This window comes from Streptomyces sp. NPDC102274 (assembly GCF_044766385.1).
In the GTDB taxonomy this organism is placed as follows: Bacteria; Actinomycetota; Actinomycetes; order Streptomycetales; family Streptomycetaceae; genus Streptomyces.
This window is the reverse complement of record NZ_JBIWLW010000032.1, coordinates 28,742-44,215: the sequence shown is the minus strand read 5'-3', so window position 1 is coordinate 44,215 and position 15,474 is coordinate 28,742. Positions and strand designations below refer to the sequence as shown.

General features: G+C 71.7%; 11 protein-coding genes. 7 read left to right on the top strand and 4 right to left on the bottom strand.

The window, feature by feature from the left end; translation table 11 throughout:
* Positions 1 to 9: 9 nt before the first annotated feature.
* Positions 10 to 1,197 carry a DUF418 domain-containing protein gene (locus tag ACIRQP_RS32535; RefSeq protein WP_403896493.1) on the top strand — a complete coding sequence of 396 codons (1,188 nt, stop codon included), beginning with the start codon at positions 10 to 12 and terminating at the stop codon, positions 1,195 to 1,197.
* 91 nt (positions 1,198 to 1,288) lie between these two features.
* Here ACIRQP_RS32535 and ACIRQP_RS32530 read toward each other — a convergent pair whose 3' ends face one another.
* Positions 1,289 to 2,722 carry a M20/M25/M40 family metallo-hydrolase gene (locus ACIRQP_RS32530; RefSeq protein WP_403896490.1) on the bottom strand — a complete coding sequence of 478 codons (1,434 nt, stop codon included), beginning with the start codon at positions 2,720 to 2,722 and terminating at the stop codon, positions 1,289 to 1,291.
* A 242-nt stretch (positions 2,723 to 2,964) separates the two neighbouring features.
* Here ACIRQP_RS32530 and ACIRQP_RS32525 point away from each other — a divergent pair, with 242 nt between their 5' ends.
* Both ACIRQP_RS32525 and ACIRQP_RS32520 read left to right on the top strand, forming a co-directional pair.
* The gene (locus ACIRQP_RS32525) at positions 2,965 to 4,167 is read left to right on the top strand and encodes a cytochrome P450 (protein ID WP_403896487.1); all 1,203 of its coding nucleotides are present in this window, start codon (positions 2,965 to 2,967) and stop codon (positions 4,165 to 4,167) included.
* Positions 4,168 to 4,270: 103 nt separating this feature from the next.
* Positions 4,271 to 4,537 (top strand): hypothetical protein, encoded by a 267-nt coding sequence (locus ACIRQP_RS32520; protein WP_403896484.1) that lies wholly within the window; start codon positions 4,271 to 4,273, stop codon positions 4,535 to 4,537.
* A 72-nt stretch (positions 4,538 to 4,609) separates the two neighbouring features.
* Here ACIRQP_RS32520 and ACIRQP_RS32515 read toward each other — a convergent pair whose 3' ends face one another.
* Positions 4,610 to 5,956, bottom strand: a complete 1,347-nt coding sequence (locus tag ACIRQP_RS32515) for a cytochrome (RefSeq protein WP_403896651.1) — start codon at positions 5,954 to 5,956, stop codon at positions 4,610 to 4,612.
* A gap of 514 nt (positions 5,957 to 6,470) precedes the next feature.
* Here ACIRQP_RS32515 and ACIRQP_RS32510 point away from each other — a divergent pair.
* Genes ACIRQP_RS32510 through ACIRQP_RS32500 form a run of 3 tightly spaced genes read left to right on the top strand, consistent with a single transcriptional unit; the run spans position 6,471 to position 11,952 of the window.
* Positions 6,471 to 10,433, top strand: a complete 3,963-nt coding sequence (locus ACIRQP_RS32510) for a CHAT domain-containing protein (protein ID WP_403896482.1) — start codon at positions 6,471 to 6,473, stop codon at positions 10,431 to 10,433.
* 30 nt (positions 10,434 to 10,463) lie between these two features.
* A complete protein-coding gene (locus ACIRQP_RS32505) occupies positions 10,464 to 11,252 on the top strand; it encodes a hypothetical protein (RefSeq protein WP_403896479.1) in 789 nt (262 codons plus the stop codon).
* A gap of 1 nt (position 11,253) precedes the next feature.
* Positions 11,254 to 11,952 carry an RES family NAD+ phosphorylase gene (locus ACIRQP_RS32500; RefSeq protein ID WP_403896476.1) on the top strand — a complete coding sequence of 233 codons (699 nt, stop codon included), beginning with the start codon at positions 11,254 to 11,256 and terminating at the stop codon, positions 11,950 to 11,952.
* On the opposite strand, the gene ACIRQP_RS32495 is transcribed toward ACIRQP_RS32500, so the two are convergent.
* Positions 11,937 to 12,269, bottom strand: coding sequence for a hypothetical protein (locus tag ACIRQP_RS32495; RefSeq protein ID WP_403896473.1), 333 nt, complete (start codon positions 12,267 to 12,269; stop codon positions 11,937 to 11,939). The two genes, ACIRQP_RS32500 and ACIRQP_RS32495, sit on opposite strands and share 16 nt — an antisense overlap.
* A gap of 316 nt (positions 12,270 to 12,585) precedes the next feature.
* Between ACIRQP_RS32495 and ACIRQP_RS32490 the strand changes: the two genes are divergently transcribed.
* On the top strand, positions 12,586 to 13,572 hold the full coding sequence (locus tag ACIRQP_RS32490; protein ID WP_403896471.1) for an ArsR/SmtB family transcription factor: 987 nt from the start codon (positions 12,586 to 12,588) through the stop codon (positions 13,570 to 13,572).
* Here ACIRQP_RS32490 and ACIRQP_RS32485 read toward each other — a convergent pair.
* On the bottom strand, positions 13,523 to 15,472 hold the full coding sequence (locus ACIRQP_RS32485) for an ABC transporter ATP-binding protein (protein ID WP_403896468.1): 1,950 nt from the start codon (positions 15,470 to 15,472) through the stop codon (positions 13,523 to 13,525). The two genes, ACIRQP_RS32490 and ACIRQP_RS32485, sit on opposite strands and share 50 nt — an antisense overlap.
* Between the last annotated feature and the right edge of the window lie 2 nt (positions 15,473 to 15,474).

Sequence of the window (15,474 nt, the reverse complement as noted above, 5' to 3'; positions counted from 1 at the left end):
GATGAACCCATGACCGAGACCTTGCCCTCTTCGGCCGCGATCCCCGGTCGGCCTGCCCGTCTCCCGCTCCTCGATGTGATGAGAGGAGTCGCGATCCTCGGCACGTTGATGACCAACGTCTGGATCTTCACGAGCCCCGGCGCGGAGTGGTCCATCCTCAGCGGCGGACAGAGCGGGATGTCCTTCGCCTCGTTCCCGGCGACGGCCGAGAGCACGATGAGACTGCTGGCCAACGGCAAGTTCCTGGCGCTGCTGACGATCCTGTTCGGCGTGGGCCTGGCCATCCAGTACGGCGCGGCCGAGCGGCGTGGTGCGCCCTGGCCGGGCCGGTACCGATGGCGGGCCCTGTTCCTGTTCGCCGAGGGGACGCTGCACTTCATCCTTGTCTTCGCCTGGGACGTCCTGATGGGCTACGCGGTCACCGCGCTGCTCGTGGCCCGGCTGCTGACCCGTACGCCGAAGGCGCGGCGCCGGGTGATGTGGTGGGCGGCGGGGCTGCATCTGACCCTGATCACGCTGCTGACGGCGGCTCTTCTGGCGGACCGCTCGCAGGGTGGCTCGCAGGGGGGCGAGTCCGTGTCGCGCGAGGTGGTGGATCTGTACGCGCACGGCAGCTACCTCGAACAGGTCAGGTTCCGGCTGGACAACGCGCTGGACTTCCGCATGGAGCCGCTGCTGTCGTTCTGCCTGCTCGTCTTCCTGTTCCTGCTGGGCGTACAGCTCTTCCGCGCGGGCGCGTTCGGCTCCGACGCCACGGGGCGCCGCATCCGCGGACGCCTCCTCGCGTGGGGCCTGGGCCTCGGACTCCCGCTCAGCGTCGCGCTCTCGCTGGGAGGCCCGGACCTTTTCTTCCTGGACCGGTATGTGGCGGGACCGCTGATGGCGCTCGGCTACATCGGACTGACAGGTGTGCTGGTGGAGCGGGTACGGCGTCCGGGCCCCCTGCTGAACGGCCTCACCGGCGTCGGCAGGACCGCACTCTCCGGCTATGTCCTGCAGAACCTGCTGTGCGTGTTCGTCTCGTACGGCATCGGCCTCGGCCTCGCGCACCGGCTCGGCGAGTCCTGGCGGCCGTGGTGGGTGATGGGACTGTGGGCGGTGGTGTGTGCCGTGCTGATGATCGGCTCGACGCTGTGGCTGCGGCGCTTCCGGACGGGTCCGCTGGAGTCGGTCCAGAAGTGGGCCCTACGGCACTGAGTACGGGCGCGATCCGAAGCCCCGGGGCTTCTCCGATACGGCCTGGTGGCCCCGGGGCTTCGTCCCGCGGTGCGGTGACGGACAGGGGCGGTCAGCGCTGAGGTGCGGGGAAGGCCACCGGGCTGCGATGACCGGCCCGGTTCACCGCGCGGACGCCGAAGAAGACATTGTCCTTGGACAGGTCCACGGTGTGACTCGTCGCGTCACCCGCCCGGACCACATGGGTCCACTCCGGCTCGGTCGTCTCGCGCCACACCACCTCGTAACCGGTCAGATCGGGTTCGGTGCCTTGCTCCCACACCAACTCGGTGGAGTTGGTCAGCGAGCTGGTGACGATCTTCGCCCCGCGCGGAGTCGCCGGGGCCTGGGCGAGGGTCCACAGCACCGCGCCGTTGACGCGCGCCACGCGGGCGATATAGCCGAAGTCGCAGAACTCGGGAAGATCGCCGTACTGCTGACCGTCCTCCACCCGGACGTCCTGGTGCTGGTGCGCGAAGTCCTCGGCGGGCTCGGTGAACCGGGCCGCGCTGTAGCCGCTTTCGAGGAAGGGGATGTGGTCACCGCCGCGCAGATAGCGGTCGCGACGGTAGACCACCCGGACGTCCATGCCCGTGGCGTCGTTGCTCGCCACGTCCCGGACGAAGCGGGCGAGCTGGCGGGTCGCCGAGTCGTTCTCGCCGCCGATCGAGCGGCGGGTGTCGGCCTGCTGCGGGGTCTCGGAGGAGGGCACGCCCTCGGCGAAGAGCCGCACGGTGTACGGGTCGCGGGTGCCGTCGTCGGCCCGGGAACTGCCGACGATGTCATTGGTGAACATGGCCTGGACGTCGGCGCCCGCCGCCTTGAACCGCTCCGCCATGTGCGCGGCTCCGTACAGCCCCTGCTCCTCACCGGCCACGGCGGCGAAGACGATGGTCGCGGCGGGCCGGCGTCTCGCCATCACACGTGCCAGCTCCATCGCCACCGCGACACCGGAGGCGTCGTCATCGGCGCCCGGCGCGTCGCTCACCGCGTCCATCACGTCGGTGGCACGCGAGTCGTAGTGGCCGGAGACGACATGGATACGGTCGGGGTCGACCGAACCGCGCAGTGTCGCGATGACGTTGGTGATCCGGGTCGCCACCGGGATCCGTGAGGCGGGCTCCTGCACATACGACTGGAGTTCGACCGTCATCCGGCCGCCCGATGCCTCGGCGTACCGCTTCAGCTCGGCGTAGATCCAGTCGCGGGCGGCACCGATCCCGCGCTCGGGGTCGTCCTGGGTGGACAGTGTGTGCCGCGTCCCGAACGCGGCGAGCCGGCGCACGGTCGCCTCGATCCGGTCACGGTCGATCTCCTTGAGCAGGTCCCTCAACTCCCGGCCGGGGGACTGGGCGGTGGCGGGACGGTCCCCGTCCCCGTGCCCGGTGGACGCGGCCGCGGGGACCGCCGACGCCGTCGACGCCAGCGCCGGTACCCCCACCACGGCGGTCGCGACGGTGGCGGACAGGGCGGTCCTTCGAGGTATCCCGGTGGGGTGCTGCGACATGGCAAGTCCCTTCCACGGCTGGGTCAGTGATCCGGCGCTCCATGGTCATGGACAGGCCAACCGCAGCACAAGGCGGTGTCATGGCCGAAGACAGGACCGAGGGACTGTCTTCAAAGTCCCGCCTGCCCGCCCCTCGGGCGGACGGCGCTGCTTTGAGGACAGGACCTAGGGTTCGGCCAGGGCCGGTCGTCGCAGCCGGGACCGTACTGGTCTTCGTTCCCGCCGCCGGATACCTTCCTGGAATGCCTGACTTCGCCCCCCGGTCGACCGCGTTCCTCGCCGACCCCTACCCCGCCTACGCCGAGCTGCGAGCCCGTGGCCGGGTGCACTACTACGAGCCGAGCGACCAATGGCTCGTCCCGCACCACGCGGATGTGTCGGCGCTGCTCAGGGACCGGCGGCTCGGCCGGTCCTACGGGCACAGGTTCAGCCACGAGGAGTTCGGGAAGACCGCTCCGCCGCCCGGCCGTGAACCGTTCCACGAGCTGAACGACCACGGCATGCTGGAGCTGGAGCCACCGGACCACACCCGCATCCGGCGCCTGGTGTCGAAGGCGTTCACCCCGCGTACGGTCGAGCGGCTCAAGCCGTACGTACGGCGGCTCGCCGGCGAGTTGGTGGAGCGGCTGGTGGAGCGGGGCGGGGGCGACCTGCTGGAGACCGTCGCGGAGCCGCTGCCGGTCGCCGTCATCGCCGAGATGCTGGGGGTTCCGGAGACGGACCGGCCGCTGCTGAGGCCGTGGTCGGCGGCGATCGTCGGCATGTACGAGCTCAACCCGTCGGAGGAGACCGGCCGCCGCGCGGTCGTCGCCTCCCAGGAGTTCTCCGCGTATCTGCGTGAACTCATCTCCGTACGGCGCGAGAAGCCGGGCGAGGACCTGATCTCGGGACTCATCGCCGCCTACGACCACGGCGAGAAGCTGACCGAGGCCGAGATGGTCGCCACCTGCGCGCTGCTGCTGAACGCCGGGCACGAGGCGACCGTCAACGCCACCGTCAACGGGTGGTACGCGCTGTTCCGGCACCCCGGCCAGCTCGCCGCCCTGCGCGCGGACCGGGCGCTGCTGCCCACCGCCGTCGAGGAGCTGATGCGCTACGACACGCCGCTCCAGCTCTTCGAGCGCTGGGTGCTCGACCCGGTCGAGATCGGCGGTACCACCGTGCCGCGCGGAGCCGAGGTCGCCCTGCTCTTCGGCTCCGCCAACCGCGACCCGGCGGTCTTCGCCGATCCGGACGGCTTGGACCTGTCCCGCCGGGACAACCCGCACATATCGTTCAGCGCGGGCATCCACTACTGCATCGGCGCGCCACTGGCCCGTATCGAACTGGCCGCCTCCATGGCCGCGGTGCTGGAGCTGGCCCCCGGACTGCGTCCGGCAGCCGAGCCCGTACGCAAGCCGAACTTCGTGATCCGCGGACTGGATTCGCTGCCGGTCGCGGTCTGAGGCCCCCGGTACGGCGTACGCCGGAGGGCGGGCGGGCCTCAGGACCGGCTTGCCGGGACCGGCTCGTCCATGAGTGTCAGTGGTGGGTGGGACGCTGGCTGTCATGGACGAACTGATACGGCGGCGGGTGTACGGCGCCGACCACGACGATCCGGACCCGGGGCCCCGGCCCGGCCATGTCTACCGGGAGCTGGTCGCCGGCCCGCTGGACGGCCTGCTCCTCGATGTCACCGGCTGGACGGCGGGACAGCTGCGGGAGGGCGCCGCGCTGGCCACCGAGATCGGCGCGTACGGATCTGGGGGGCACGCGCTGTACGGTCCCGGCCCGGCCGACCCGCGGCTGTGGGACTGGCAGGGCGACACCCCCTGACCGCCCCGCCCTCCGCCCCTGCCCGTCCGCCTCTGGCCGCCCCTGTCCGGAACAAGTGTCCAGATCGAGTGTCTAGAACGAGTACGGATCTATCGTCCCGGTGACCGTGCCCGCGAGGAGCCGGCGCAGTGTGGAGGCCGGGGCGGGCTGCTCCTCGCTCGCCGCCCGCTCGTCGGCCGCCGCCCGGCCGGGGTCGGGGATCTCGTAGTCGGCCCTGAGCTCGTATCCGATGGGCAGGGAGCGCAGGCCGCGTACGAACGGTGAGGAACGCCAGGGGAGTTGGTCCGACGGTACGGCCAGTTCCAGCGTCGCGAAGTGTTCGAACAGGCACTCCAGGGCCAGGGTGGTGATGGTGGTCGCGAGCTCACGCGCCGGGCACTGACGCGGTCCCGCGCCCCAGGAGAGATGCGCGCGCGTGCTGGTCGCCCGGTCCGCCGACGTACCGGCCGCCGAGCGCAGGTCCGCGTGCGTGGCGGCGGTGGCGATCCAGACCGGCTCGCCCGCCCGGATGATGTACTCACCCAGCCGCTGGTCCCTGAGCGGGAATCGCGGCATGAAGTTGGCCAACGGAGGCTTCCGGAGGACGACATGGTTGACGGTCTCGCGGATCATCCCCGCCGACAGGCTCGCGCGTGCGCGGCCGTCGCCGGTGATGATCTCGACGACGGCGTTCGCGATGAGGATGCCCGCGTGGTCGGAGATCATCCCCATGAGCATGGTGAGTTCGTGGGCCAGGTCCGAGGACGTCAGTCGGGGCTGCGCGGCCAGCATGTAGGAGGGGAAGTCCTCGCCCGGCCGGCGCCGCTTCTCCTCGGCGAGCGCGACCATGGCGGTGTGTACGCGCCCGGAGGCCACCGCCGCGTCCGGTCCGGCGTCCAGGATCCGCCAGATGTCCATGAGGGTCCGCTCGCTCTGGGGTCCGGAGACGCCCAGCAGTTCGCCGGCCACCATCAGAGGCAGCGGCCGGGAGAACCGCGCGGCCAGATCCGCCGTACCGGACCTGCCCTCCTGGGCGAGGAGCATGACGAGTTCGTTCGCGGTCCGGCGGATGTTGTCCTTGAGTCGACGGGTCTGCGGATGAGCCGGGTCCTGGAAGGGCTTCAGCGCCGCGTCCCACGCGCTCCGGTACCTGGCGTGATCGGCGCCACCGCGCGCCATCGTATTGTCGGCCTCCAGGGCGGGAGCGACCGGCCAGTCGGCCGGGACGCGGCCTTCGTTGCGGGCGCGCCAGTGCTGCAATCCCTTGGGCCACATCGCGTCGTTCTGGAGTACGTGCAGGGCCTCCGCGTAGCCCAGCACCAGCCACACAGGTACCCCCAGCAGGTCCACGGGAGCCACCGCGCCGTGCCGGCGCCGTAAGCGCTCGTGCACGGCCTCCGGGCGGTCCTGATACTCACGCCCGAGCAGGGGCTCCGGCATCAGTGACTCCAGGGAGATGTCCGGGGGATAACCCCCGCTTACTCGTTCCACGCCGGTCTCTTCCACTCTTCCCTCGGTGCGGCTCACCGCACCGGGGTCGACTGGAGGCGCGGCGAACTGCGCAGCTCTCAACGTGCAAGTACGCGAGCCCGGTCCAGTGTGATCGTTCCCGGCCGCCCAGTCGCCTTACACGGTGCTCCGGTAGGGCTCGGCTTGCCAAGCCCGGCAACATCAAAGGCTTGGACAACAAATTGGCCCGGACAACGAATTATCCGCGATGACGTCCGGGCCGGGGCCGGTGGCAGGTCCGACGCGGCCGGTGGCAGGTCCGACGCCGAGATCGGGCCGTTCTGGTTGGTCACCGGTCGCGTTCCGGTTGTCTTCCGGGCGCTCCCCTCCGTACGGCGTCCCCGCACCGCAGAGTGGCGGCATCACCACCCCCGGATACGGGCAACGGCGTTACGGTGAAAAGCCATTGGCGGTATGTCAGCGACGACCGGCAGGGAGGATCGCGATGACGGAGATCCACGGGATGGACCCGGTCGAGCGGGCGCGGCAACTCGCCGACTGGGGGATCGCGTTGGCCGACCGCTTCCTGCGGCTGGGAGACCGTACGGCCGGCACCGATCCTCTCGCGCCCGACCGGGTGCGGGAGAAGGTCGGTCAACTGGCCGTGCGGGAAGCGCGGGACGTTCTGCTGGAGGCCGACCGGGAGCTGCCCCTCGACGATCCCCGTCGACTCCGCGTGGATGTACGGCTCGGCAGCGTGCTGATGATCCTGCACATCCGGTTCGGTGGTGACGACGAGGAACGACAGATCGCGCTGACGGTGTTCCGGCGCGTCCTCAACACCACCCGGCCGGGCACCTGGGACCACGACTACGCCCAGATGTGGCTCGGCTGGCTGCTCTTCTTCCCCGCACTGCCCCGGCAGTTGAGACTCGGCGGGCCCGTCGACTTCGAGACGGTCCGGCGATGGATGCAGGCTCCGCCGAGCGATCCCGCGGTGCGGGCGCGGCTCGTCGCCAATCTCGACGAGTCGATCGGCTATCTCCAGCACAGCAGCACCTGCCCGCGGTGGCCGGAACCCGTCCGTGGCCCGCTGAAGCTCATGCTCGGACTGGCACCGATGCTGCGCGTGCTGCTCGGACAGCCCTTCGACCCACTGTCGCTGATGAGATCGCTGCCCCTGTTCCAGCAGGGAGTGAAGCTGATGCCCATGGGCGCGGAGAACCGGACCGAGTTGCAGACCCTCGCGCAACTGGCCGCCCTGGAGCTGTCCCGCCACACCGACGGCGCGCCCGGTGAGACCGGCCCGGCGCTGGAGGCGGCGATCGACACCCTTCCTCCGGGACACATCCTGCGGGACGCGCTGCTCGGTGAACTGGCGCAGGAGTACCTGGAGCGGGCATCGGACTCGGGCACCGACGAGGATCTGGAGGCCGCGTCCGCCGTCCTGGCCAGGGCGAGGGCGGAGATCACCGCCGACAGCCCGTGGTACGAATCCGTGCTGGATCTGCTCGGCTCGCAGCAGTTCCTGGAGGCGCTGCGGCACCGCTCCCCGGATCTGGTGGACGAGTCGGTCGTGGCCGGGGTGCGCTCGCTGCTGCGCTGGCGCCCCGACGGCGCGCCCGCTCCCCGGACCGTGTCGCCGAACGGGCTGTCCGAAGCGCTGGAGGCCGCGGACGAGATGCTGGAGCGTACGGCCGGGCTCGCCACGGACGACTCCCACCCCGGTATGGCCCATCTCCAGGTGGGCGGTTCGCTGATGCTCCGGGGCGTGATCTCCGGAGAGACGGCGGACAGCCGGCGCGCCCTGGCGCATCTGCGGCGGGCCACCGAACTGATCCCGGCGGAGCACGCCGTCGCTCCGGCCGCTCTGGCGATGCTGGGAGCCACGCTCGACTTCCACTATCTGCGGCACGGCACTCGTCAGGACGCCGAGACGGGAGGGATCTTCCTGGACCACGCCACCGGCGCCGCGTTCGCGCACCGGCCCTGGAAGCGACCCACCGGCTACCAGAAGTTCGGTGAGACCTTCCGGGCCCTCGCCCTGGGGCGGCGCGCCAACGAGATGGGCGACGGCGCGGCGGAGGCGCTTGCCGAACTCCGGACCATCGCCGGGAACGACGGCGCACACGTGTGGCCCGCGTCCGTGAACGTCGCCAGGGCCTTCGGCGCGTTCGGACAAGCCATGAAGAACCAGAACTGGGACGAACTGCCCGCCGCGCTGGACCTGCTGGAGGAGACGGCGCTCGGTGACGACATCTCCATCCCCTGGCTTCAGCCGATGGCGGCCACGTTCGGCGGGCTGGCCGCCGTGGTGCGAGGGGCGGTGCACGGGGACACCGCCGAGCTGCGGCGCGGGACGTCCCTGCTGGAAGAGCTCATGGCGGACGAGTCGCGGCTTCCCGCGGACGTCCGCCTCATGGGGCACTCCGGCCTCGGCTCGGCCCGGCTGCTGCTGAACCTGCTCAACGACGATCCGGAGGTACTGGCGGAGGCGCTGCTCGGCCTGGAACGCGCCCGGGAACGGATGGGCCCCGATACGCCGCCCATCGCGGCCGTGGCCGTACTGGACGGCCTCGCCGACGGATACCGGCGGCGCGGTGATCCCGCGGCGGGCGATCCCTCCGCCGCGGTCGACGCGGGTCTCGCCGTGATCCGGACCGTGGCCGCGGAGGTGATGCTCCAGCGCGGCGCACACCACGGACTGCTCCCGGCCAGGGGCGCGGCGCGCAGGGCCGTACGCGTCGCGCACTGGAGCCTGGAGGACGGACATCCGCGCACGGCCGTGGAGGCACTCGAACTCGGGCGGGCGCTCGTACTGCGGGCCTCGACCACCGCGACCGACGTACCGGACCGGCTGGTGGCGGCCGGGCGGGCGGACCTAGCCGACCGCTGGCGCGAGCGCGTACTCGACAGCCCGGCGCCGGTGCTGCCCCCGGCGCCCCCCGTGGCGTCCGCGGCTTCTCCCGCGTCTCCGGCTTCTCCCGCGTCTCCGGCTTCCGCGCCCACGTCCATGGCCATGTCCGCGCTCACGTCCGTGCCGGACCGGGACGCCGTCGTGACCGAGAGCCTGCGCAGTACGGTGCGGCTGCTCCTCGAACAGGGCATGCCCGGCGGGGAGATCCCGAGCGAGCTGCGGCGGGAGGCACTGGGCGTGCTCGCCGAACACGACGGTCGGCACAGCCTGCACGAGGCGCTCACCCCCGAGGCGCTCGGGAAGTCCCTCGCCGAGGTGGACGCCGACGCGCTGGTCTATCTCCTGGACGGGCCCGAGCACGGCGACGGCCCCGGTGCCGCGCTGCTGGTGGACACCGACGGCCGTGTCGTGCACGTACCTCTGCCCGGACTGGCACAGCGGGCCTGCGCCCCGCTCCGCTCGTACATCTCCGCCCGCGCGGCGTTCTCCCGGGCCCGCGGCGCCGCGCGCGACAGCGCCGGAACCGACTGGCGGGCGGAGTTGGAACGCCTCTGCGACTGGGCGTATCCGGCGGCCATGGGACCGGTGCTCGACGAGATCGCGACCTGGGACCGGAAGCGGAAGCGGGAGCGGGAGCGGGAGCGGGAGCGGGACGGTGACCGGACGCCGCATCTGGTGCTCGTGCCCTGCTCCACCCTCGGCGTGGTCACCTGGCACGCTGCCCGTACCCGAGCCTCCGGCACCGGCGACGCGACGGGGCACCGGTATGTGATCCAGGACGCCGTGGTGTCCTACGCGGCCAGCGGCAGGCAGTTCGCGGAGGCGGCCGGACGCGACCAACTGCCGCCCGCCGACGACCCCGTCATCGTTCTCGACCCCAGCGGCGACCTCCTGTGGCCGGTTCTGGAGGCGGAGGGCATCCGGGACGCGTACTACCCGCGGGCCCGCGTCCTGGGGGCCGAGACGGAGACGGCGGAGGAACACGCCCGACTGCCCGAGCGCGTACTCGCCTGTCTGCCCGGCCGGGGAGAGCCGGGGGCCTCCCTCCTCCATCTCGGCTGCCACGCCGACACGCGAGAGGTCCCGCTCGATTCGGCCCTGCTCTTCGGCGAATCCAGGGAGAGCGAGCGTGCCGCGCGGACCGAGCTGACACTCCCGATCTCCCGGGTGCTCGAACGGGCGGTGGGCCGCCGCCCCGGCAGCCCCGGCGGTCTGGTCGTGCTCAACGCCTGTCTCAGCGATCTGAGCGAACGCGACCATGACGAGGCGCTCACTCTCGCCACGGCCTTCCTCACCGCCGGAGCGACCGGTGTCGTCGGCTCGCGCTGGAATGTTCCGGACCGGCCCAGCGGCCTGCTCATGACCGTGCTCCATCACCATCTCTCCCAGGGCGTCACCCCCGCACGCGCCCTGCGCGCCGCGCAGTTGTGGATGCTCGACCCGGAACGCGCGCCCGTCCCGGGAATGAGCCGGCTGATGGCCGCGCAGGTGTCCGACCCCGAACATCTCCACACCTACGCCTGGGCCGCGTACACCCACCAGGGACGCTGACCCGCTACCGTCCAGCCGGAGTTGACGCCGATGAGCATGGAAGACCTGAACAGGATCGTGGCGGACCACCTGGCCGAGCTGGTAGCGCGGCTCGACGCCGACGGCCGGGCCGAAGTCGCCTCGATCCAGGCCCGGATGCGGGCCGCCAGTGACCCGAAGCCGTACGCGAGGCGGCTGCTGCTCGCCCTCGCCGAGGCGCTTCCGTCCGACCATCCGGTGGCGCTGGCGATCCTGCGGCAGTCCAACTGGCGGGCTCCGGACGTGCTGGACCGCGAGGCCATCGACGCCGAGGCGGCCGCGATCCTGTCCCTCGCGGGTCTCTCCTTCGAGCCCGAGGACGCCGGTACGACGGACACGGGTACGACGGACACGGGTACGACGGACGCCGGTGTGACGGACACGGGTACGACGGACGCCGGTACGACGGACGGCGATACGACGGACGCCGGTACCACTGCCCCCGGACCCGCCGCGCTCATGGACCTCGTGCGGCGGCGCGTACTCGCGGCCACCCCCGTACTCAGCGACGACGAGGCACGCGCCCTGGCGCGGAACGGGGCGGCGCGCGAGCTCATCCGGCTGGAGCGTCCCGGAGGGGCGGCGGCCTTCCCCCGCTTCCAGTTCGAGCCCTCGGGCCTGCCTCGGGAGGTGGTGGTACGGGTCAACAGGCTGCTCGGTGCCGATCGCGACCCGTGGGGCGTGACCGCCTGGTGGCTGGCCACGAACGTCTGGCTGGGGGACCCGCCCGCGGATCTGCTGGGCGCGGACCGCGACGACGACCTGGTGGCCTGCGCCGGCGCGACCCTGGGGGAGGACTGACATGACCGCGCAGGCCCTGCCGGACGTACCGGTCTTCCCCCACGCGCACACCGTCCCCGCCGGAACCGTGCTGTGGCGGGTCCACAAATCCTCCCGCGCGGTGAGGGAGTTCAACCCCCGTCCCGCCGACGCCTACTTCGGCGGCTCCCGCTTCGACGGCGTCACCGAGAGCCCCTACCCGTTCCTGTACGCCGCGCCCGACCCGGCGACGGCGCTCGCCGAAGTACTGCTGCGCGACCGGGACTTCGACCTGAGGCTCGGGGTACGCGTCATCCTCGGCCATGAGGTCGCCGAGCGGACCCTGTCCGCGCTGGAGGTCACCGAGGATCTGCGGGTGGTGTCGCTGTGCTCGGCGGTGGAACTGGCCGCGGTGTGCCAGGACGGCTGGCTCGTCGAGGCCGACGGCCCGCAGTACGCCTTCACCCGCCGCTGGGCCCGGTACTTGCGCGACCGCGCGCCCTGGAGCCAGGGCCTGCGCTGGCAGGCGCGCCGCAACCGCCCCCTGGAGTCGCTGATGTTCTTCGGTGACCGCCGCGCCCCCGACGCGCTGAAACCCTCGGCGACACCGCCGCTCTCACTGGGAACGCCCGAGGGGATCGAGCGCGTCAACGAACTGCTGGCGCCCCTGCGGGCGGTGATCTTCCCGCCGGTCCCGCTTCCCGTCGTCGGCTCGCCGGACGGCGCCTACGCCGTCGGGTAGTCGGGCACGGGGACGGCCGAGACGACGCTGTCGATCGTCCGGTCCCGTAACTCGACCACCAGCCCGTTGGCGGCGCGCAGCGATCCGACGAGGTCCACGCGCGAGCACCGCGGCCGGGTGCCGTCCAGGCTCTCGTCGAGATCGTCCATGATGCGCAGCGCGGTCTCCGCCAGCTCCGCGAGCTCGGCCCGCAGGCGCGGGCCGGGGCCTCCGCACCGCTCGTCGGCGGGGAGTGAGGCGACGAGCCGCTCAAGCGTCCGCGTCGACGCTATGAGCGTGCCGACCGCCGTCACGACGTCCTCGGATACTTCGTTCACAGCCCGGACAACGAGTACCGGCGCCGCTCCGTCACGGGCCGCCGCCCGCGCCGACGTGTGCGCGGGCGTGTGCGCGGGCGGCGGGGCCGTCGTCGTCAGCCTCTTTGGCCCGCTCCGCGTCCACCTCCTGTTGTTCGCTTCCTTTTGTTCAGGTCCCGCGCGCGGATTCCGAACAATCTTCGTCTGGTACGGATGAACCCTCCGGACCGATTTGTCGAGTCGCCGGCCCACGCTGTGACGTGGGCCGGCGCCCCGTCCGCCACGGGGGTGCGGACGGGTGCGACGGGGCCGGGCATCATGAAAACGGGGAGCGCTCGTGGGGTGTCAGTCGGTGCTGCGGTTGGGGCGAGTGGACGATCTGAAGGTTTCGGTGGGCTATCAGCCGTTGCCCACCTTGATGTCGCTGGTGACCGATGCCCTGGGGGTGGCGGGCCAGGGGGTGCCGGTCGCGGTGCGGTCGACCGTACGTGCGGCGTGCCCGGCCGCCGCCGCGCAGGCGCTGCGGCCGGCGTGCGAGGGAGGCAGTCTGTGGCTGCCGGACTGCCTGTCGCCACTGCCCCTCGACCGGGCGGGGGTACGGGCGCAGCTGGACCGGATGGAGGCGCTCGCGCCGGAGCGGCTGGCCGGTGATCTGGCGGCGGGCTTTCCCGAGGGGGTTCCGGTCGGATGGCGGCGGGTGGCGGACAGGCCGCAGCCGTTCGTCCGCGCGTACGTCCAGGTGATGCTGGGCGTCTGGGCCGTGTTCGCGCCCGTCTGGCGGCGTTCGCGGGAACTGCTCGACCTGGAGGCGGAGCGGATCGGGATCGCGTCCGTCACGGGCACGCTGGCCGGTGTCTTCGGCGACCTCAGCCCCCGTGTCGGCTACGCGCCCGGCCTGCTGCGGCTGCCGGACCGTTCGCCGGGGGAGTGCGAGCTGCGCGAACGGCGGCTGCTGCTGGTGCCGCTGGCGTCGGGCAGCTCCGCCTCCGTGGTCGGACTCGGCCAGGAGGCGTGCGCCTGGGTCGGCTACCCCCTGCCCGGCCTGCGGGAGCTGTGGGCCGGGCGCGCGTCCGCGAAGCCGGTACGTACGGATCCGCTGGAGGCCGTACTGGGGTGCATGCGGGCCCGGTTGCTGCGGCAGGCCCATCGCGGGCCCACGATGGGCGAGGTCAGCGCCCTGCTCGGGTGCGCGCCCGGAGCGGTGACGCATCACTGCAAGCAGCTGGAGGCGGCCGGCCTCATCCGGCGCAAGCGCCAGGGCCAGCAGGTACGGGTCAGGCTGACACGCCGGGGGCAGCGGCTGCTCGGCGCGCTGGCCGGCTGACGCCGCTGGTGGTCCGGTTCCGGTCCCCGTCCTGGTACGCCTCCGCCTGGAGGTGGAACAGCCGGGCGTATGTGCCGCCCGCCGCCTCCAGTTCGTCGTGGCCGCCTTCCTCGATGATCCGGCCCGCGTCCATGACGTAGATCCGGTCCGCGCCGCGGACATTGGAGAAACGGTGCGAGATCACCAGCACCGTACGGTCCGCGAAGAGCGTGCGGATCCGTGCGAACAGATCGGCCTCGGCCTGCGGATCGAGCGAGGCCGTCGGTTCGTCGAGGATCACGAACGGTGAGTCCCGGTAGAAGGCACGGGCCAGCGCCAGCCGCTGCCACTGGCCCAGCGAGAGATCGGCGCCGGTGGTGAACTCCTTGCTCATTACGGTGTCGTAGCCGAGCGGCAGTTCACCGATCACGTCCGCCGCGCCGGAGCTCTTCGCGGCGCGGGCCACCGCCGACGGATCCGGGACGTCGTGCGGGCGGCCGAATGCGATGTTGTCGGCGGCCGAGAGCTTGTAGCGGACGAAGTCCTGGAAGACCATCGCGGTCGTGGCGCGCAGCCGCGCGGGGTCGGGTACCGGCAGGCCGTCACGGAGGAGTGCGCCGTCGTCGGGCTGGTAGAGGCCGGCCAGGATCTTGGCCAAGGTGGTCTTTCCCGATCCGTTGGCACCCACCAGGGCGACGATCTCGCCCGCCCGCAACTCGACCGAGACATCGTGGAGGGCGGGGCGGGGAGAGCCGGGGTAGGTGAAGGCGAGGTTCTCGGTGCGCAGCGACGCGAAGGGCGCGAGGGCGGCCTTCTCCTTTCCCTTCTCCGTCTCCGTCTCCGTCTCCGTCGCCTTCTCCTGCTCCGTCTCTGTCTCTGTCTCTGTCGCCTTCACTGTCTCGGCGTCGGCGTCGGCGTCGGTGAAGACGCGGATGTCCCTCACATAGAGTGCCGCCGCCCCGATGTTGTTGAAGAGATAGCCGAGCATCTGCATCCGCGTGGCCAGCAACAGCAGCGCCCCCAGCGCGGCCAGCACGGTCGGCAGCGCGACTCCGCCGCTGCGCACCATTCCCCACATGGCGCAGATGACCGCGATGAAGACGAGATCACCGAGCACCCGGGCCACGACCTTGCGACGGGTGTGCCGGCGCTGTATGGCGGCCGTACTGGAGATCTCCTCCACGTAGTGGCTGTCCCAACGGTCCTGGAGCGTCCCGCCCAGATCCAGGGAGCGGATCTCCTTGGCCTCGTCGCGCCCGACGAGGAGATGCTCCAGATACTCGCGGACGCGCCGCCCCTCGGCCAGTTGACCGTGCAACCGGTAGTCCGCATCGCGTTCGTCGCGGGCCGCTTTGAGTACGGGCAGGACCGACAGGGCGGTGAACGGCAGCAGCCACCAGGTCATGACGGCGAACGCCGCCCCGACGGCCACCATGCTCAGCACCGCCTGTACCGCCCCGATCAGCGCGGTCACCACCATCACCGGCTGAGAACGGGACGCGAACACCGCGCGCTGCAGCCGGTCGTGGAAGGCCGGATCCTCGAACCGGGCCAGCTCCGCGCGCGCCGAGCCGGCCAGCACCCTCGCCATGATGTGCCGGTCGATCTTCACCGTCAGCAGTCGCTGCCAGCCACTGCTGACGATACGCAGGATGCTGCCCACCGAGGCGAGCAGGACGAGCGCGGACAAGGCGGGGATCAGCCGGTCGTTCGCCCGGGACCCCTCGCCGTTCAGCGAGAACGCCTGCCCCAGCGTGCCGCGCAGCACCAGGATCAGAACGGCGAGTCCAGTGGCGGTGAAGAGTTGGACCAGGAAGACGCCGGTCAGCCGCAGCCGGTCCGCCTGCCAGGCGATGCGCACGATGTACGCGCAGGACCGCATCAGATCGGTCGTGCGCATCCGGTCCGGCTGCTCTGCCATCG